Raw genomic sequence first — 19,009 nt, 5'->3', positions numbered from 1 at the left:
ACCTCGATCGACTCGTCGCCGACGATCGCGGCCCGGCGCTCGAGGAACTCGGCGCGTCGCGTCATGACACCCGGCGGATCCGGGACTCGCGCACGGGGAGCAGCGGACGCGTCGCCGTGACCGGTCGCAGGGCGCGCTCGGCCGGGACGGTCCCGTAGTCGGTGGTCCGCTGCCGCCACGGCCGGCCGATCTCGCGGGCGAGGCGGGCGACGGTGGCCGTGTCGAGGGAGCGGTGCGCCTCGGCGCCCAGCTCGGGGGTCGACCCGTCGAGCAGGAGCCCGCCGAGGTCGTCGGCCCCGCCGCGCAGCAGCACCTGCGACGCGTGCTGCCCGAGCTTGGTCCAGGCGGTCTGCACGTGCGCGATGCGGCCGTGCAGGAGGAGTCGCGCCACCGCGTGCACCGCCCGCGTCTCGCGCAGGGTCGGCCCGCCGCGGGTGAGGGCGACGACCGCGGCCGGCGCCTCGGCCGGCACGAACGGCATCGCGATGAACTCGGTGAAGCCGCCCGTCTCGTCCTGGATCGCGGCGAGGGTGCGCAGGTGCGCGACCTGCTGCTCGGGAGTCTCGACGTGGCCGTAGACCATCGTCGCGGTCGAGCGCAGGCCGGCGCGGTGGGCGGTGGTGACGGACTCGCGCCAGGCGGCGACGCTCGGGTCGGCGCCCTCGCTGAGGATCCGGCGCACGTCGTCGTCGAGGATCCGCGCGGCCGTGCCGGGGACGGAGTCGACGCCGGCCTCGCGCAGGGCCTCGAGCATCGCGGGCAGGCTGCGACCGGTCCGCGCGGCGGCGTCGAGGATCTCGGCGGGGCGGAACGCGTGCAGGTGGAGCGAGGGCTGCCGCGCCTTCAGCGTGCGGGCGATCACGAGCAGGTCGTCGCCCGAGTTCTCGGGCGGCAGTGCGCCCTGGAGGCAGAGCTCGGTCGCACCGAGCGAGACGGCCTCGTCGGCGAGGGCCTCCAGCCGCTCGATGCTCAGAGCCGAGCCCCAGAGCGAGGTGTCGACGTTCCGGTTGGCGACCACGCTGATCGCCTCCCCGACCGCCTCGCGGCGCACGTCGTCCGCGAGCGCCGTGAGCGCCTCCAGATCATCGCCGTCGGCGGCCAGCAGCGCCAGGTAGTCGGAGTCGTCGAGCCCGGCCGGGTCGGCGGCGGCGCGCGCGAGGACCGCCGCGAGCGTCGGAGCCGTCGGGCGTGCGGGAGCGTCGAGCGTCTCGTGATAGATCCGCGGCAGCACCGCGGCCGACTCGTCGGCGAGCCACGACTCACGATCGGCGAGCGCGAGCACGTAGGGCTCGACGCGCGGATCGATCCAGGTCTGCGCCTCGCGGAGGTACTGCGGGTGCGCGGTGAGGCGCTCGTGCAGCGTGTAGCCGGCGACCGCGGTCAGACGGGCGAGGTCGTCGATGTTCGGCCACGGGCGCTCGGGGTTCACGTGGTCGGCGGTCAGCGGGCTGACTCCGCCCCAGTCGTCGATCCCGGCGCGGAGGAGGAGCCCCAGCTCCTGCTCGTCGGTCAGGTTCGGCGGCGCCTGGATGGTCACGTCGGCACCGAGCACCAGGCGGGCGACCGCGACGTTGGCGACGTACTCCTGCAGCTCGAGGTCGACCTCGTTCTGCATCGCCGTGCGCGGCTTCGCGCGGAAGTTCTGCACGATGCACTCCTGCACGTGGCCCCAGCGCTCGTGCGACTCGCGGATCGCGAACAGTGCGTCCGCGCGCTCGGCGTCGTTCTCGCCGATGCCCAGCAGCACCCCGGTGGTGAAGGGGATGCGGCTGCGGCCGGCGTCCTCGAGCACCCGGAGGCGGAGGGCGGGATCCTTGTCGGGCGATCCGTAGTGCACGCCGCCCTTCTCCGACCACAGCCGCTCGGCGGTCGTCTCGAGCATCATGCCCATCGAGGGCGCGACCGGGCGGAGGCGCTGCAGCTCGGCCCACGACATCACGCCGGGGTTCAGGTGCGTGACCATCCCCGTCTCGGTCATCACCAGCACGGCCATGGCGCGCACGTACTCGAGAGTGGACGAGTAGCCGTGCTCGGCGAGCCAGGCGCGGGCGATCGGCCAGCGGTCCTCCGGGCGGTCGCCGAGGGTGAACAGCGCCTCCTTGCAGCCGAGGGCCGCTCCCGCGCGGGCGACCTCGAGGATCTCCTCCGGCTCCATGAACGTCGACTCGCGCTTGGCCGCGAGGCCACCGGGGGTCTCGACGAAGACGCAGTAGTGGCAGCGGTCGCGGCAGAGCTTGGTCAGCGGGACGAAGACCTTGCGCGAGTACGTGACCACTCCCGGTCGGCCGCGGCGGGCGAGGCCCTCGTCACGGAGGCGACCCGCGACCTCGAGGAGCGCGTCGAGATCGGCGCCGCGCGCGCCGAGGAGGATCTCGGCGGTGGCGCGCGTGATCGGCTCGCCCTCGTCGAGGCGGGCGAGGACGGCGGGAGCGGTCATGCGGGTGCGGCTCTTCCGAAGAGGGTCGGCCGACGCGGAGTCGGCGGGCGAGGAGGTCGGGCGGGTCAGAGCGCGCGCAGCCGCGGGGCCAGGTCGCGCTCGAACGCGTCGAAGAAGCGCTGCTGGTCGTCTCCCGGCGCGTGGAACACCAGGTGCGTGAAGCCCGCGTCGACGTACGGCTTGATCTGCGCGACCGTCTCGTCGGGGTCGGAGCCGACGATCCAGCGCTTGGCGACCTGCTCGATCGGCAGCTCGTCGGCGGCCCGCTCCATGTCGACCGGGTCGGTCAGCGAGTGCTTCTGCTCGGGAGTGAGCGACAGCGGCGCCCAGAAGCGCGTGTTCTCGAGGGCGAGCGCGGGGTCGGTGTCGTACGAGAGCTTGATCTCGATCATCCGGTCGATCGCCGCGGAGCCGCGACCACCCGCGGCCAGCCCCTCCTCCACGGCGGGGAGCAGCTTCTCGGTGTAGAGCTCCATGCCCTTGCCCGAGGTGCAGATGAAGCCGTCGCCCGCACGCCCGGCGTACTTCGCGACGACGGGGCCGCCCGCGGCGATGTAGACCGGGACGCCGTCGGCGGGCTTGTCGTAGATCGACGCCTCGTGGGTCGAGTAGTACTCGCCGTCGAAGGTGACGCGGTCGCCGGCCCAGAGGGCGCGCATCAGGCGCACGGCCTCGCGGAGGCGCGCGAAGCGCTCCTTGAAGTCGGGCCAGGTCTGCTCGCCGGCGCCCTGGTAGCCGGTCGCGACCTCGTTGAGCGCCTCGCCCGTACCGACGCCGAGCATGATGCGGTCGGGGTAGAGCACGCCGAGGGTGCCGAACGCCTGCGCGATCACGGCCGGATTGTAGCGGTAGTGCGGCGTCATCACGGAGGTGCCGAGGCGGATGGTCGAGGTCCGCTCGCCGGCCGCGGCGAGCCAGGCGAGCGAGAACGGCGCGTGCCCGCCGGTGTGCCGCCAGGGCTGGAAGTGGTCGGAGACGACGGCGCTCTCGAAGCCGTGGCGCTCGGCGGCGACCGCGAGCTCGACGAGCTCACGTGCCCCGAACTGCTCCGCTGATGCCTTGTACCCGAGCGTGATCGTCATCTGCAGCCTTCGTCAGAGGGGAGGGACCGCGCCCGGAAGCAGCGCGGTCTCTCCATTCTGCGCCTGCTCGGGCGCCGATCGGGACGGGTCAGGCGGACGGGCCGGAGATGTTGACCATCCATCCGACGCCGTATCGGTCGACGAGCATCCCGAAGCGATCCCCCCACGGGGAGTCGGAGAGCGGCATCGTGACGGAGCCGCCGTCGGCGAGGGCGTCGAAGTACCCGCCCGCCTCCTCGGCGTCCTCGCCGAAGATCGCGATCGTGATGCGGGCGCCCTCGACGTACTCCATCGACGAGGGGGTGTCCGATCCCATCAGGATGAGGCCGCTCGGCGTGGTCAGCTGCGAGTGCATGATCAGGTCCTGCTCGGCCGGATCGTCGCTCGCGTGGAAGTCGGCGAAGGTGCTCGACTGGAGCTCGCCTCCGAAGACCGACCGATAGAACTCCATCGCTTCGCGAGCGTTGTCGCGGAAGCCGATGTAGGGGCTGAGACTCGTGGACATGAGGTGCCTTCCTGTCGGGAACGCGCCCAGTATCTGCCCGCGGGGGCGGGTCTGCAACGGCACGGGGACGGGCCGGCGGAGCCCCCGCCTCAGAGCTCCGCGCGCGTCGGCGGGTTCGCGCCCGAGCGCGACGTCGTGATCCCCGCCACACGGGCCGCCCAGTGCCCGATCGCCCGCAGCGCCGGCTCGTCGAGCAGCATCCCGTTCGGCGCTCCCAGCCCCTGCCGGAAGGCCTCGTCGAGGATCGCGCCCATCGCCGAGTCACCCGCTCCGATCGTGTCGGCCACGACGATCCGCGCCGCCGGCACCGTCGCCCGTGCGACAGCGGAGGCGAGCAGCAGCCCGTCACCGCCGCGCGTCACCACGGCGAGCTGCGCTCCGAGCGAGAGCAGCCGCGTGAGCACCTCGTCGAGCTGCATCGTCGGGTAGAGCCACTCGGCGTCCTCGTCGCTCAGCTTCACGATCTCGCAGGCGGCGGCCACGCGCTCGAAGCGCGCGAGGGCGTCGTTGTGCTCGCCGACGAGCGCGGGGCGGATGTTCGCGTCGACGCTCGCGGTGACACCGGCGGGCAGCGCCTCGAGCAGCTCCAGCACCGCGGAGCCGCCGGGCTCGAGGTAGATCGCGATGGAGCCGGTGTGCACGTGGGCGGCTCCGGCCGGGTCCGCGGCGGGCGGGTTCCACGACAGGTCGAAGACGTACTCGGCGGAGCCGTCGCTCTGGAGCACCGCGCGCGCCGTCGACGTGCGCTCGGAGTCACCGCGCAGCACCTCGACACCCGATGCGCCGAGGTGCTCGGCGATGCGGCGGCCGCGCGCGTCGTCGGCGATGTCGGTGACGAGGGTCGCCGTGCGTCCGAGCCGGGCGAGCGTGAGCGCGACGTTGGCGGGAGAGCCGCCGACGTGCTCGCTGCTCGCGCCGTCGCGCTCGACGACGTCGATCAGCGCTTCGCCGACGACCAGGACTCGGGGCGCCGCGCTGTCGCGGTCGTTCTCGGAGGACATCCCGCCATCATGCCGCGTCGCTCGTTCTCAGGGCGAGCGGTCGGGCGCAACCGAGGGCGGGACGCGCGACTCCGGCGATCCGAAGCGCGTCGGCCGTCCTCACCCTCGGTCCTGCACGCCCGCCAGCACCTCGTCGACCGTCGTCAGCGTGATCAGCGGCGCGTACAGCGCCATCGCGTCGAGCGCGCGCCGGTGATCGGTCTCGGAGGCGCCCGCGCAGGCGTCCGCGACCACCCGCACGTGCACCCCCGCGTCCGCCGCGGCGAGCGCCGTCGACAGCACGCAGCAGTCGGTCGAGACGCCGGTGAGCACCAGCTCGCGCGGTCCGCCGTCGAGCAGTGCCTCGAGCTCGGGGCCCCACTTGCCGAACGTCGTCGCGGTCAGGGTCCGGTGCCCCTCGAATCCGGGGACCAGCTCGTAGAGGCGGTCGCTCCCGGGGACGAGGGCGAAGGGCCAGTCGCGGTAGTAGGGGATCCACGCCCCGGCCGGCTCGGCCGGTGCCGCGAAGCGGGTCGTCACGACGCGCTCGCCGAAGACCGGGAGCAGGCGCCGCGTGCCGTCGGCGGCCCGGGCGAACTCGCCCGACGCCCACGGCGACTCCGGGTCGGCGAACACGTGCTGCAGGTCGATCGCGACCAGCAGCGTCATGCGCGCGACTCCTGGCGGCGCACGGCCGAGCGCGAGAGAGCGAGCGTGCCGACGAAGCCGATCACGAGCGCCACGAGCACACCGAGGTTCGCCCCCGCCCAGGCACCGTCTCGGCCGCCGATCGGGCCGAGGAGGTAGCCCTCCCACTCGAAGCCGGGGGAGTAGTTGACGACGAGCCCCCAGCCCACGACGGCGCCGATGACGACGAGCAGCACCGGCGCGATCGAGACGCTGCCGTAGCGGCCGCGGGAGTCGTAGAGCGCCTCCTGGTCGTAGTCGCGACGGCGGAGGATCAGGTCGGCCAGGAACACGCCGAGCCAGCCCGCGATCGGCACGCCGAGCGTGATCAGGAAGCCCTGGAAGGGGCCGAGGAAGTCGCCCGCGATGAACACCACGTAGATCGCGCCGAGGACCATCAGCACGCCGTCGATGCCGGCGGCGACCGGACGGGAGACCTTGAGCCCCGTGCTCAGCAGCGCGAGACCCGAGGAGTAGATGTCCATCACCGCTCCGCCGATCAGGCCCAGGAGCGCCACGACGATGAAGGGGAGCAGGAACCAGGTCGGCAGGATGCTCGCGAGCGCCCCGATCGGGTCGGCGGCGATGGCGTCGGAGAGCTCGGTCGACGAGGCCGCGAGCAGGAGGCCCACGATCACGAGCACGACCGGTGCGACGGCGCCTCCGATCGTGGTCCAGCCGATGACCCCGGCGGTGCCCGCCGTGCGGGGGAGGTAGCGGGAGTAGTCGGCCGCGGCGTTGACCCAGCCGAGTCCGAAGCCGGTCATCATGAACACGAGCCCGCCGATCACGGCCGCCGTCGACCCGGCGGGCAGGCTCGCCACGGCGCCGAGGTCGATGCGGTCGAGCACCAGCACGACGTAGACCACGGTGAGCACCGCGGTGGCGATGGTGATGGCCAGCTGGAGGCGCATGATCAGCCGGAACCCGGCGATCCCCGCGATCACGATCAGCGCGGCGACGACGATCAGCGCGACGACCTTGGTCAGCACGCCGCCGTCCCAGCCGAACTCCTCGAACACCGTGGCCGTCGCGAGCACCGCGAGGGAGGCGAGCACCGTCTCCCAGCCCACCGTGAGCAGCCACGAGACCACGGCGATCAGGCGGTTGCCGTCGACGCCGAACGCCGCCCGGCTGAGCACCATCGTCGGCGCCGATCCGCGCTTGCCCGCCACCGCGACGAAGCCGCAGAAGAGGAACGAGACGACGATGCCGATCACGCCGACCGCGGTCGCCTGCCAGAACGACAGCCCGAAGCCCAGCAGGAACGAGCCGTAGCTCAGCCCGAGGACCGAGACGTTCGCCGCGAACCACGGCCAGAACAGGTCGCGGGGCCGGCCGTGCCGCTCCGACTCCTGGATGGTGTCGAGGCCGTTGAGCTCGATGCCGCCGGCGGGGCGGGTGGTCGGCTGGGGAGAGGTCATCGCGTCCCTCGTTCTCGCGCGGAGTGGCCGCCGGAGCGCCGACGGTGAGACGAATCTAGCCCCGCATCGGCGCCCGATCGGCCGCCGCCCGCGATCGGGTGGGTCTAGGCGCCTGGGGAGGAGTCCTCGCGCTCCAGGAGCCCGCGGAGCGTCTCGAGGTCGTCGGCCACGCGGGCGCAGTCGTCGTCCCAGTCGTCGAGACTCATCCCCGGCCGGCGGCGCACCGTGAAGGCGACCTCGGCCCCGTCTCCGTTGACGAGGATCCGGAGCGGATTGTCGACCGAGGTGCCGTCGGGCAGCGTCACCACGTGGTCGGCCACGCCGAACTGATTGCGCGGGGCGAAGCGCACCTCGACGCGCCCCATCGGCGAGTCGGCGAACCAGCGGCCGTCCACCTCCTCGACGGCGGAGGAGGCGAGCCCCGCGGCCCACAGCGGCAGGTTCGCCGGGTCGACCACGAAGGAGTAGACCTCGTCGGCGGGTGCGTCGATCACGACGCCCACCGGGCGGGATTCGAACAGGGTCATCCAGTGCTCCTCATCGTCTCGTCGATCACGTCAGTCGGCCTCGGCCGCGAAGCTCGCGACCAGCAGCGAGGACAGCGTGATCCGCTCCAGGATCCCCTCGATGCTGACGGACTCGCTGCGGGCGTGCGCGCCCTCGCCCGGGGCGCCGAGCCCGTCGAGCACCGGGACGCCGAGCGCCGCGATCAGGTTGCCGTCGCTGGCGCCGCCGACCGCGGTCTCGGTCAGCGGCACGTCGATGGTGCGCGCGATCCGCTCGGCCCGGCGGAACAGCGCGGCGACGGCGGCCGTCCGCTCGAAGACCGGTCGCTGCCACGAGCCGCGGACCTCGATCCGGATGCGCGGATCCGACGCCGCGAGCGCGTTCATCTCGGCCTCCACCCGGGCGGCCTCCGCGGCGCCGCGGATGCGCGCCTCCAGCTCGAGCCGCACCCGCCCGGTGGTCACATTGACGCGCTGGCCGCCGCCCACGAGCCCGATGTTGACGGTCGTGCCCGCGTCGGGCCGCGCGATGGCCAGTACCCGCGGGATGAGGGCGCCGAGCTCGTGGATCGCGCTCGCGCCCTTCTCGGGCTCCACACCCGCGTGCGCCTCGACCCCGACGATGTCCACCACGAAGTTGCCGATCCCCTTGCGCGCCGTCTTCACCGCGTCGCCGATCGCGCCCTCGAAGACGAGCGCCGCCTCCGCGCCCCTGCTCTGGCGCTCGAGGAACCCGCGGGAGGAGAGGCTGCCCACCTCCTCGTCGCCGTTCACGATCAGGCGCACCGCGGGGTGGGCGAGCCGGGCGTGCCGCAGCGCCGCGACCAGCCAGACCATCTGCACGAGGCCGACCTTCATGTCGTAGGTGCCGGGGCCGCTCAGCCGGTCGCCGTCGACGGCGAACGGCCACGAGCGGGTCGTGCCGAGCGGCCAGACGGTGTCGTAGTGGCCGAGGAGCGCGAGGAAGGCCCGCGAGCCGCGCGCGCCGCGACCGGGGGCCGAGCCGGGGAAGGTCCAGCTCGTGGCGCGGGGGGCGTCCTGCTCGCGCAGGTGCTCGATCTCGGCCGCGTGCCCGAGGCGCTCGCCGACCCAGTGCACGAGGTAGGCGTGCAGCTCCTCGAGCGCGTCGAGCGAGTCGCTGGGACTCTCGATCATGACCAGGTGGCGGATGTCGTCGAGGATGTGCCCGCGGTGGTCACGCAGGAAAGTGCGCACGCGGGCGGCGTCGGCGGCATCGGGGAAGGTCACCGTACCCGGAGTACCAGAGTGCGGGCGTCGGCGCGAACCGGCCGGCCGCGCGCGCCGAGTGAACCGAACACCGCCCCGCTACGTTGACCAGGGAAAGAGGTGGAGATGTCCGAGGATCAGGCCGAGATGCTGCGTGCGCTGCACGACGAGCACTCGGCGGCGCTGTGGAGGTTCGTCCTCCGGCTCACGGGCGACCGCCATCTGGCGGAGGACGTGGTGCAGGAGGCGCTGCTGCGCGCGTGGAAGCACCCCGAGATCCTCGCGCAGGGCGAGGCGGCCGCCCGCTCCTGGCTCTACACCGTGGCGCGCAACCTCGTCATCGACGACCGCCGCAGCGCCCGTCACGCCCGCGAGTTCGGGACCGACGAGGTCCCCGAGCGCGCGCACGGCGACCGCACCGACCAGGTGCTCGACGCCTGGCTGCTCTCGGAGGCGCTGAGCGAGGTCAGCCACGACCACCGCGCGGTCATCGTGCACGCCTACTACGGCGGGCGCAGCGTGAGCGAGATCGCGGAGCTGCTCGACATCGCCCCCGGCACCGTCAAGTCGCGGATGCACTACGGGATGCGGGCCCTCAAGCTGGCGCTGCAGGAGCGGGGGGTGACCGAGCTGTGAAGGACGACTTCGACGACTGGGACGCCGCCTACCTGCTCGGCGCACTGTCGGCGGCCGACCGCCGGGCGTACGAGCTGCACCTGCGCGCCTGCGGCGGCTGCCGCGACGCGCTCGCCGAGTTCGTGCCCCTGCCCGGGATCCTCTCGCACCTGTCGCACGACGAGGCGCTGGGCCTCCTCGAGACCCCCGAGGAGCGCGCGGTCGAGGCGTCGCCGCCCGCCCTCCTGTCGAGCCTGGCCGCGGCGACCGCGTCCGCCCGCCGGCGCACGCGGCTCAAGATCGCCGGCCTGGTCCTCGCGGCGGCCGGAGTCTCGGCCGCGGCCGCGGTGGCCCTGCCGATGATGGTGGCCCCGGCGCTCCAGAGCGTCGAGACAGCGAGCGCCACCGTCGCGCTGGCGGGCGCCCCCGGCGTGCCCGTCGAGGCGACCGTCGAGTTCGTCGCGGAGGAGTGGGGCACGCGGATCGACATGGACTGCACCTGGGGCGCCGCCGACGGCGAGACCGGTGCGTACGCGGGCGGCGTCGGCTACGTCATGTACGTGACCGACACCTCCGGAGAGACCGCGCCCGTCGGTTCGTGGACGAGCACGCCGGGCAGCACCGTGCACCCGACCCTCGCCACCGGCCTCTCGCTGGCCGAGATCGCCGCCGTCGAGGTGCGGGTGCAGGGCTCCGGCACGGTCGTCCTCACCGGTGCGCCCTGACCCGGCGGCCGCTTTCCCAGGCGCCGCCGCGGAGGACTGAGTAGCTTCTCAGTCATGACGATCGCGACCCTCGCCCTCGCCCCGGCGTCCCTGGCCACCGCTTCCTCCTCCGACAGCATCGACGAGCTCTCCGGGCTCGTCGGCGTCGCCGCGCGGGTGATCGCCGCTCTCGGCGAGGTCGGAGTCGGTCTGCTGACCCTGATCGAGACGGTGTTCCCGCCCATCCCGAGCGAGCTGGTGCTGCCGCTCGCGGGGTTCCTCGCGCAGCAGGGGCGGATGAACCTGATCCTCGTCGTCGTCACGGCGACCCTCGGCGCCTACCTCGGCGGCCTGATCCTGTACTGGCTCGGCTACCGCATCGGCACGGAGCGCTCGATCCGCCTCCTCTCGAAGCTGCCTCTCGTCGACCGCGAGGACTTCGAGAAGGCCGTCGGCTGGTTCCGCCGTCACGGCACCTGGGCGGTGCTGTTCGGCCGGCTGATCCCGGGGGTCCGGAGTCTCATCTCGCTGCCCGCGGGATCGGAGCGGATGAACCTCCTCCTGTTCTCGGGTCTGACGATCCTCGGCTCGGGTGTCTGGAACGGCCTGCTCATCGGTCTCGGTGCCGCGCTCGGCACGCAGTACGAGCTCGTCGACCAGTACGCGGGCGTGCTCGACGCGATCATCTACGGCGCCATCGGCGTGCTCGTGATCGCCCTGGTGATCCGCAGCCTGCGTCGTCACCGCGCGGCCGGCATCCGCGGGCGGCGCTGAGCGGCGCCCCGACCAGCACTGGTGCGGAGGCGTCGCCCGCGCGAACGCGCTCGACTGAGCGGGGGGCTTCGCGCCGCCTCCCTCCACCTGCGCGATCGCGCCTCCTCGCCTCTTCTCTCGGGAATACCGGGGGGCCTCCCTCGTTGATACCCCCCGGGGGTATTGAGAGGAGAGTCGCATGGAGCAGCGGCCGCAGGGGACGACGGAGCACGCGCCCGTCGTCGGCGAGCACGAGCACGACCACTCGGGCGAGGTCGGAGGCGGTCACGCCCACGCCGCGCACGACCGCGCCGGCGGAGGCGATCACGCCGGTCACCACGCCGGTCACGTCGCGCAGTACCGGCGCCTCTTCTGGGCGATGCTCGTCCTCGCCGTCCCGACGGTGCTCGCGAGCCCGATGTTCGCGGCGCTCCTCGGCTACCCGCTGCCCGACGCCGCCTGGGTCGACTGGGTCTCGCCCGTGCTCGGCACGGTCGTCTTCGCCGTCGGCGGCCGTCCGTTCCTCAGCGGAGCCGTCGACGAGATCCGCTCTCGCGCCCCCGGCATGATGCTCCTGATCGCCCTCGCGATCACCGTGGCGTTCGCCGCCTCGCTCGGCGCGAGCGTCGGGCTCCTCCCGCACGAGCTCGACTTCTGGTGGGAGCTGGTGCTGCTGGTCGTGATCATGCTCCTCGGGCACTGGATCGAGATGCGCTCGCTCGCCCAGGCCTCCAGCGCCCTCGACTCCCTCGCCGAGCTCCTGCCCGACGAGGCCGAGCGGCTCCTCGACGAGGGATCCGAGCCCGTGCGTCCCGACGAGCTCCGGATCGACGACCTCGTCCTCGTCCGCCCGGGCGGGCGCGTCCCCGCCGACGCCGAGATCCTCGAGGGGGCGGCGCAGGTCGACGAGTCGATCCTGACGGGGGAGTCCCGCACCGTCGCGCGCTCGGTCGGCGACCGCCTCGCCGCCGGCAGCGTCGTGACGGACGCGCGACTGCGCCTCCGCGTGGTCGCCACCGGCGACGACACGGCGCTCGCGGGGATCCGTCGGCTCGTCGCCGCCGCGCAGGCCTCGACCTCGCGGGCGCAGGCGCTCGCCGACCGCTTCGCCGCCCTCCTGTTCTGGTTCGCCCTGGGCTCCGCCGCGATCACGGCCGTCGTGTGGTTCGCCCTCGGCGCACCCGACACGGCCCTCGTCCGCGCGATCAGCGTCCTCGTGATCGCCTGCCCGCACGCGCTCGGTCTGGCGATCCCGCTGGTGGTGTCGATCGCGACCGAGAAGGCGGCGAGGGCCGGCATCCTCGTCACCGACCGCGGTGCCCTCGAGGCCATGCGCACCGTCGACACCGTGCTCTTCGACAAGACGGGAACGCTCACCGTGGGCCGCCCGGAGGTCGTCGAGGTCGTGGGCGCCGCCGACACGCTCGCGCTGGCCGCCGCCGTCGAGCGCGAGAGCGAGCATCCGCTGGCCGCCGCGATCGCGCGCGCCGCCGGCGACGGCGCACCGCGCTCCGAGGGCTTCACCACCCGGGGCGGCATCGGAGTGGAGGCGCTCGTCGGGAGCGACCGCATCGCCGTTGGCGGCCCCGCGCTCCTGGCCGAGCGCGGCCTCGAGCCCCTCCCCGCGGCGGCCTCGGCGGCGGAGCGCGGAGCGACCGTGCTGCACGTGCTCCGCGGACGCGAGATCGTCGGCGCCCTCGCCCTCGACGACGCCGTCCGGCCGGAGTCCGCGGAGGCGGTCGCGTCACTGCGCGCGGCCGGCCTGCGGGTCGCCCTGGTCACCGGAGACGCGGAGCCGGTCGCGCGCCGCGTCGCCCGCGAGCTCGGGATCGCCGAGGTCGTGTCCGGCGTCCTGCCCGGCGGCAAGAGCGAGGTCGTCGAGCGGCTGCGCCGCGAGGGTCGGCGCGTGGCGATGGTCGGCGACGGCGTCAACGACGCCCCCGCGCTGGCCGGCGCCGACGTCGGCATCGCGATCGGGGCGGGGACGGAGGTGGCGATCGCCTCGGCCGGGCTCGTGCTCGCCTCCGACGACCCCCGCGGCGTGCTGCGGATCCTCACGCTGTCCCGCGCCTCGTACGCGAAGATGCGGCAGAACCTCGCCTGGGGTGCGGGCTACAACGTCGTCGCGGTGCCGCTCGCCGCCGGTGTCCTCGCACCGATCGGGTTCGTGCTCCCGATGGAGGTCGGCGCCCTCCTCATGAGCGCCAGCACCGTGGTCGTGGCGGTGAACGCCCAGCTCCTGCGCCGCCTCCGCCTCTGATCGTCGCGGTGCGCAAGGCCGTCCCCGGCGGCGTCCGGGTGCCCTAACGTTCGAAGTGCCCTGTCCCGCCCCTCCGACGCGAAGGAACTCCATGTCCGAGACCACCCCCGCGCCCACGATGTCCCGCACCGCCGTCGAGCGCGGCTGGATCATCGGCGTCTCCCTGATCGCCATCGTGCTGGGGGTGATCGCCGTCCTCATCCCGGGGCCGACGCTGCTCACCGTCGCCATCGTGTTCGGCATCCACCTGATCGCGGCAGGGGTGTTCCGCCTCCTGCTCGCGTTCACCGCGTCGCGCCTCGAGACGCGGGTGCGCTGGGTGGCAGGGCTTCTCGGCGCGCTGATCCTCGTCGCCGGCATCCTGTGCCTCTCGAACCCGTTCGAGTCGCTGAGCGTGCTCGGTCTCGTGATCGGCGCGGGCTGGATCCTCGACGGAGTCTCGAGCATCACCAGCGGCCGCACCGTCGCCGGCCCCGCCTGGCTGCCGATCGCCGCCGGCATCGCCTCGGTGATCGCGGGCGTGCTGACGATCATCATGCCCGTGCTCGCGCTGGCCTCCTTCGTGACCGTCGTCGCGATCCTCCTGATCGTCGTCGGCGTCTCGGGCCTGCTGCTGCTGCCGGGTCGCACGAAGAAGGACTGACGCCCCGGGGCATCGCCCGGCGATGACCCTCGGTGCCCGTGCCAGCATGGCCGTGTGCCCGACTCCGACCCCGACCTCGTCCCCGAGCTGCTGGTAGAGGATCTCGGCCGCAGCCTCGCCTTCTGGTGCGGGCCCTGCGGCTTCACCGTCCGCTACTCGCGGCCCGACGAGGGCTTCGCGTACCTCGTCTCGGGCGGCGCCCACGTGATGCTCGATCAGATCGGTCACACCCGCGACTGGGTCACCGCCCCGCTCGAGCGACCCCTGGGCCGCGGCCTCAACCTGCAGATCCGGGTCGACGACGCGGACGCCGTCGCCGCCGCGCTGGCGTCCTCCGGGATCGAGCCCTTCGCGCCGCCCGAGACCCGCTGGTACCGCGTGGGCGAGGAGGAGGCGGGCGTCCGCCAGGTCCTCGTCACCGATCCCGACGGGTACCTCCTCCGCTTCCAGTCGTCGGTGGGTCGACGGCTCGGCCCCTAGCGACAACCGCTACCGGAGTCGCGCGCCGTCATGCCAGCGGAGGATGCCGCCGCCCCTCGCGGACTGGTTGCATCGAGCCCATGAGCACCTCTCCGTCCACCGGCACGCTCGCGCAGGTCCCGCCCGCGCTCCTGAGCGCCCCCGCCCCCGAGGCCGACGACGCCGATCGGCGCGTCGTCCGCCCCGCCGATCTCGTCTCGGCGCTCACCGGCATCGCCCTCGCGTTCTTCTCCCTCTTCGTCTTCGCCGTGACCCAGTGGCAGTACCTCGGTCCCGACGTCGACAGCGTGAGCGTGCTCGGCTGGCTCGCGCCGCTGATCGCCGGTGCGGTCTGCGTCCTCGCCCCCGCTGTCGCGGTCGGTGCGCGCCTCGTCGCCCGCCGCTCGGCAGACCGGTCGGAGGCCGGCGCGTGAGCGCGTCGACCAGTCCCCGTCCCCTCGCCGGTCCGTCGGTCGAGCTCGCGGAGGAGCTCCTCGGCCGAGCGGGCTGCCTCCGCCCCGAGCACCCGTGGGTGCTCGCCGCCGGCGACGCGCCCGTGGTCGACTTCGCCCTCCTCGAACGGCACGCCTGCCTCCTCGATCTGTCGGAGGAGGCGGTCGTCCGCATCGCCCTCTCGCTCGCGACCGGGCGCCCCGTCGACCTCCGCAGCGCGCTCGGCTACCTCACCCGCGACCACGCCGAGCTGGTGATGACCGCCGTCGCCTGCGCCGGCGGGCACGACCGAGCGGCCGGCCGGATCCGCGTCGTCGACGGGCAGCGCCTCGTCGAGATCGCGCCGCCGCTCGGCTCCTGGCGCGCCTGACGAGCGGTTTCCGCGACGCGATCGACGCCCCTCCGCGTCGCTACGGTCTTTCGGATGTCCCCGGCTTAGGGTGTCCGTGTGCAACGTGTCGACGATTTCCCAGGAGCCGGACCGGTGGCGACCTCACCCGAATCCGGTGACCCGCGGGAGGCGTCCTCCCTCCAGCTCCCCTCCACCTCCACCACCCCCGGTCAGGTGACCAGCGGCGAGGCCGGCTACCAGAGCGGCAACGTCGCCGATCCCGTGTGGCAGTCGTGGCGGGACGAGCTCGCCAAGGTGGGCGGCCCCTCTCCGCTCCTCCACTTCGTCGACTCGCCGCGGACGCGCATCGAGCTCTCGACGACCCACCCCGGTGGCCTGCCGCCCTTCATCTCGGGCAAGACGACCCTGCTCTCGTCCCTCATCCGCGACGAGCTGGCCCTGCGGACCGCGAAGAACGCCGCCGCAGCGATCACCGACAAGGGGATCGAGCTGCGCTCGGTTCGCGGCATCGAGGGCGTGCACCTCGCGATCGGCCTCGCCCAGTGGCGCGCCGGCGAGACCGAGTTCACCGCCCCGGTCCTCCTGCGCCCGCTCGCGATCCGCCGCTACGGCCGCGACTTCGAGCTCAAGCTCAAGGGCCAGCCCTACTTCAACCCGCAGCTCGCCCGCGCCCTCAAGCAGCAGTTCGGCATCACGATCGATCCCGAGCAGTTCGTCGAGCTCGCCGTGCAGAACGGCGTCTTCAAGCCCCAGCCGGTCATCGACCAGCTGCGCGGCCTGACCTCGCACCTGCCCTGGTTCGCCGTGCACCCGCGCCTCGTCGTGTCGAGCTTCGCCGACGTCGCGGGCGACATGCTCCGCGACGCCCGGATGCTCGAGCACCCCGTCCTCGACGCGGTCGCGGGCAACCCGGCCGCCAAGCGAGCGCTGCAGCAGTCGCAGAAGGTGGCGTCGATCATCCCGCAGGACGAGCGTCCTCCCGCGACCGACAACCTCCTCCTCGACGCCGACGCCGAGCAGGAGCAGGTCATCGCGAACATCGCGGCCGGCAACTCGCTCGTCGTGAAGACCCTCCCGGGCACCGGAGGGACGCAGACGATCGTCAACGCGATCGGCGCCCTCGCCGCGCAGCACAAGCGCGTCCTCGTCGTCAGCGCGCGCCGCTCCAGCCTCGACAGCATCCACCAGCGCCTGCTCTCGGCCGGGCTCGGCGGCATCGCCGTCAGCCCCCGGACCCTGCGCCGCGATCTGATCCAGTCGATCGGCCGCAACGAGAAGTCGGCGCGCCCCTCCGTCAGCGAGATCGACGACGCCCTGCTGCGCCTGCGCAAGGTGCTGCTCGACTACCGCGGCGCGCTCTCGCGCCGCGACGGCAGCTTCGGAGTGTCGGCGCTGCAGGCCCTCGAGGAGCTGGCGCGCCTCTCGCAGCTGCGCACGCCTCCGTCGAGCACCGCCCGTCTCGACCGCCGCTCGGTCACCGCGCTCGCGCACAGCCGCCCCGAGGCGACGCGCATGCTCATCGAGTCGGCTCGCCTCGGCGAGTTCCGCTACGGACCGGGCGACTCGCCCTGGTACGGCGCCCACTTCGAGTCGACCACCGACGCCGAGGCCGCCCACGAGCTGGCGAAGCGCCTGCACCTGCGCGACCTGCCCCGTCTGCTCGACCGGGCGCAGGACGTCATCGGCCAGACGAGGATGCGTCCCTTCGAGTCCGTCGCCGAGCTCGGCATCTACCTGCGCCTGCTGCAGGACGTCCGCGACACGCTCGACAAGTTCCAGCCCGCCGTCTTCGACCGCTCGATCCAGGACCTGATCGTCGCGACGTCCCCGCGCCGCGACGCGGCCGAGATGTCCTCGACCAACCGTCGGCGACTGAAGAAGCTCGCCCGCGAGTACATGCGGCCCGGAGCCCACGTCACCGACCTCAACGCGGCGCTGCGTCGCGTGCAGCAGCAGCGCACGCTCTGGCAGCGCTACGCGGTCGCCGGCACGGTGCCGGAGGTGCCGGTCGGCGTCGCCGACGTCCAGGTCGCCTTCCAGCACGTCTCCGACCAGCTCGGGCGACTCGACGAGCCGCTCGGCCGCCTGGGCGGCACGAACCAGCTCGCCTCGCTCCCACTCGCGGAGCTCGTCTCGATGGTCTCGGGTCTCGCCGAGGACAGCGAGGTGCTCGCGAACCTCCAGGAGCGCACCACGCTGCTCTCGACGCTCCGCGAATGGGGCCTCGACCCGCTGCTCACCGACCTCTCCCGCCGCCACGTGCCGGCCGAGCTGGTCGCGATCGAGCTCGACCTCGCCTGGTGGCGCTCGGCCCTCGAGATCATGCTCACCGACGAGCGCGCACTCCTCGGCGGCAACACCGGCGTGCTCGACCGCCTCGAAGCCGACTTCAAGCTCGTCGACGAGGCGCACGCCGCCTCGAGCGCCGAGCTGCTCGCCTGGAAGCTGTCCGAGACCTGGAAGATCGGCCTCGTCGACTGGCCGCAGGAGCGCGACGCGCTGCGGGCGCTCCTCCGCACCGAGTCGGCGACGACGCCGCAGGAGCTGCAGAAGGCGGCGCCGCACCTCTCGCGCGTGCTCGCCCCGGCCTGGCTCGCCTCGCCCTACGAGGTGCACCGGATCGGCACCGAGACCACGTTCGACGCGGTCTTCCTCGTCGACGCCGGAGCCACGACCCTCGCCGAGAACGTCGGAGCGATACGCCGCGCGAAGCAGGTCGTCGCCTTCGGCGACCCGGTCACGCAGACCCCGACCCCGTTCGGCCTCCGGGTCGACGAGGCCGTCGAGTTCGGCAACGCCGCGTCGCGCACCGACGTCGAGGCGCTGCACGCGCAGTCGGCGCTGGCCCGCCTCGGCGAGCTGCTCAACACCGTCACCCTGACCCGCAGCTACCGGGCGGGTGGCGAGGATCTCGCCGAGCTCGTGAACCGCCGCTTCTACGGCGGGCGCATCGACTCGCTGCCGTGGGCCGGCTCCTTCCTCGGCCACGACTCGCTCCGCTTCCACTACATCGCCAGCGGGCACGGCATGCCCGAGAACGACTCCGGGGCGGTCGAGTCGGTCGACGCCGAGGTCGCGAAGGTGGTCGAGCTGGTGCTCGAGCACGCGGTCATCAGGCCGCGGGAGTCGCTGATGGTCATCACCGCGAGCCCGCGCCACGCCGTGCGGGTGCAGCAGGCGGTGCTCACGGCCTTCGCCAAGCGCGCCGACCTCAACGACTTCATCCTGGGCGACCGGTCCGAGCCGTTCGCGGTGGTGACGCTCGAGCAGTCGGTGGCGCAGAGCCGCGACCGGGTGATCTTCTCGATCGGCTACGGACGCACGCCCCACGGCCGCCTGCTGTCGAACTTCGGCGCCCTCGCGGAGCCGGGGGGAGAGCGCCTGCTCGCCGTCGGCATGACGCGGGCGCGCCGCTCGATGGACATCGTCTCGTGCTTCCGCCCGGGCGACATCGACGAGTCGCGGATGCGCTACGGCATGGTCGCGCTCGCGCAGGTGCTGCAGGAGGCGGAGGACCGCGTCCAGCCGAGCGATCGCGACGACTACTCCGAGCCGATGCTCGTCGACCTCGCCGCGCGCCTCGAGCGCCGTGGACTCCGCGTCAACATCGGGCACAAGGGCAAGCTCGCCCTGGTCGCGGCGCACGGCACCCGCGCGGTGGTGGTCGAGACCGACCGCGACGTCAGCACGCAGAGCCTGCGCGTGTCGCTGCGCCTGCGTCCCGAGCTGCTGCGCCGACTCGGCTGGCACTACCTCCGGGTGCACAACTTCGAGCTGTTCGCCGACCCCGAGGCGGTCGCCGCCCGGGTCGCCGGGCTGATCGGCGCGCCGACGGAGGAGGGCGCCACCGGACCGATCACGGTCCCGGCGGGCGCCGGACCGAACGAGACGCACCCGATGCCGCCGCTGGCGCGCGACTGAC

General features: G+C 73.3%; 17 protein-coding genes. 9 read left to right on the top strand and 8 right to left on the bottom strand.

The features are described from left to right. Positions 1-61: 61 nt before the first annotated feature. The 8 genes from cofG to GRS92_RS12690 form a co-directional block, all read right to left on the bottom strand. Positions 62-2,437 (bottom strand): 7,8-didemethyl-8-hydroxy-5-deazariboflavin synthase CofG, encoded by a 2,376-nt coding sequence (gene cofG, locus GRS92_RS12725; protein WP_159856911.1) that lies wholly within the window; start codon positions 2,435-2,437, stop codon positions 62-64. Between the two features lie 65 nt (positions 2,438-2,502). Beyond that, positions 2,503-3,519 (bottom strand): glucose-6-phosphate dehydrogenase (coenzyme-F420), encoded by a 1,017-nt coding sequence (gene fgd, locus GRS92_RS12720; RefSeq protein WP_204162101.1) that lies wholly within the window; start codon positions 3,517-3,519, stop codon positions 2,503-2,505. 88 nt (positions 3,520-3,607) lie between these two features. After that, entirely contained in the window at positions 3,608-4,024 is a 417-nt protein-coding gene (locus GRS92_RS12715) for a VOC family protein (protein WP_159856909.1), read from the bottom strand. 89 nt (positions 4,025-4,113) lie between these two features. After that, the gene (locus GRS92_RS12710) at positions 4,114-5,025 is read right to left on the bottom strand and encodes a carbohydrate kinase family protein (protein ID WP_159856907.1); all 912 of its coding nucleotides are present in this window, start codon (positions 5,023-5,025) and stop codon (positions 4,114-4,116) included. 99 nt (positions 5,026-5,124) lie between these two features. Beyond that, entirely contained in the window at positions 5,125-5,673 is a 549-nt protein-coding gene (locus tag GRS92_RS12705) for a cysteine hydrolase family protein (RefSeq protein ID WP_159856905.1), read from the bottom strand. Next, complete coding sequence (locus GRS92_RS12700) at positions 5,670-7,115, bottom strand: purine-cytosine permease family protein (protein ID WP_159856903.1); 1,446 nt, start codon at positions 7,113-7,115, stop codon at positions 5,670-5,672. The genes GRS92_RS12705 and GRS92_RS12700 overlap by 4 nt, the downstream gene beginning before the upstream one ends. Positions 7,116-7,219: 104 nt before the next feature. Then, positions 7,220-7,642: an SRPBCC family protein gene (locus GRS92_RS12695; protein ID WP_159856901.1), complete on the bottom strand. Its 423-nt coding sequence runs from the start codon at positions 7,640-7,642 to the stop codon at positions 7,220-7,222. Positions 7,643-7,672: 30 nt separating this feature from the next. After that, the gene (locus GRS92_RS12690) at positions 7,673-8,869 is read right to left on the bottom strand and encodes a M20/M25/M40 family metallo-hydrolase (RefSeq protein WP_204162394.1); all 1,197 of its coding nucleotides are present in this window, start codon (positions 8,867-8,869) and stop codon (positions 7,673-7,675) included. A 105-nt stretch (positions 8,870-8,974) separates the two neighbouring features. Here GRS92_RS12690 and GRS92_RS12685 point away from each other — a divergent pair, with 105 nt between their 5' ends. The 9 genes from GRS92_RS12685 to GRS92_RS12645 all read left to right on the top strand — a co-directional run bounded on the left by GRS92_RS12685 (position 8,975) and on the right by GRS92_RS12645 (position 19,008). Next, complete coding sequence (locus GRS92_RS12685; RefSeq protein WP_159856899.1) at positions 8,975-9,484, top strand: sigma-70 family RNA polymerase sigma factor; 510 nt, start codon at positions 8,975-8,977, stop codon at positions 9,482-9,484. Continuing rightward, complete coding sequence (locus GRS92_RS12680) at positions 9,481-10,188, top strand: anti-sigma factor family protein (RefSeq protein ID WP_159856897.1); 708 nt, start codon at positions 9,481-9,483, stop codon at positions 10,186-10,188. Before GRS92_RS12685 ends, GRS92_RS12680 begins: the two co-directional genes overlap by 4 nt. Positions 10,189-10,242: 54 nt before the next feature. After that, positions 10,243-10,941, top strand: coding sequence for a DedA family protein (locus tag GRS92_RS12675; protein ID WP_159856895.1), 699 nt, complete (start codon positions 10,243-10,245; stop codon positions 10,939-10,941). Between the two features lie 178 nt (positions 10,942-11,119). Next, positions 11,120-13,180, top strand: a complete 2,061-nt coding sequence (locus GRS92_RS12670) for a copper-translocating P-type ATPase (RefSeq protein ID WP_159856893.1) — start codon at positions 11,120-11,122, stop codon at positions 13,178-13,180. Positions 13,181-13,271: 91 nt separating this feature from the next. Further along, positions 13,272-13,823: an HdeD family acid-resistance protein gene (locus tag GRS92_RS12665; RefSeq protein ID WP_159856891.1), complete on the top strand. Its 552-nt coding sequence runs from the start codon at positions 13,272-13,274 to the stop codon at positions 13,821-13,823. Between the two features lie 54 nt (positions 13,824-13,877). Continuing rightward, the gene (locus tag GRS92_RS12660; protein ID WP_159856889.1) at positions 13,878-14,303 is read left to right on the top strand and encodes a bleomycin resistance protein; all 426 of its coding nucleotides are present in this window, start codon (positions 13,878-13,880) and stop codon (positions 14,301-14,303) included. 80 nt (positions 14,304-14,383) lie between these two features. After that, positions 14,384-14,716 (top strand): hypothetical protein, encoded by a 333-nt coding sequence (locus GRS92_RS12655; RefSeq protein ID WP_159856887.1) that lies wholly within the window; start codon positions 14,384-14,386, stop codon positions 14,714-14,716. Further along, positions 14,713-15,105 carry a hypothetical protein gene (locus GRS92_RS12650; protein ID WP_159856885.1) on the top strand — a complete coding sequence of 131 codons (393 nt, stop codon included), beginning with the start codon at positions 14,713-14,715 and terminating at the stop codon, positions 15,103-15,105. The genes GRS92_RS12655 and GRS92_RS12650 overlap by 4 nt, the downstream gene beginning before the upstream one ends. 114 nt (positions 15,106-15,219) lie before the next feature. Continuing rightward, positions 15,220-19,008: a DEAD/DEAH box helicase gene (locus GRS92_RS12645; RefSeq protein WP_235021996.1), complete on the top strand. Its 3,789-nt coding sequence runs from the start codon at positions 15,220-15,222 to the stop codon at positions 19,006-19,008. Position 19,009: the final 1 nt, after the last annotated feature.

It is taken from the genome of Rathayibacter sp. VKM Ac-2754 (assembly GCF_009807095.1).
GTDB lineage: Bacteria > Actinomycetota > Actinomycetes > Actinomycetales > Microbacteriaceae > Rathayibacter.
Note: the sequence above shows the minus strand (reverse complement) of the source record. Positions and strands in the feature narration are given on the sequence as shown.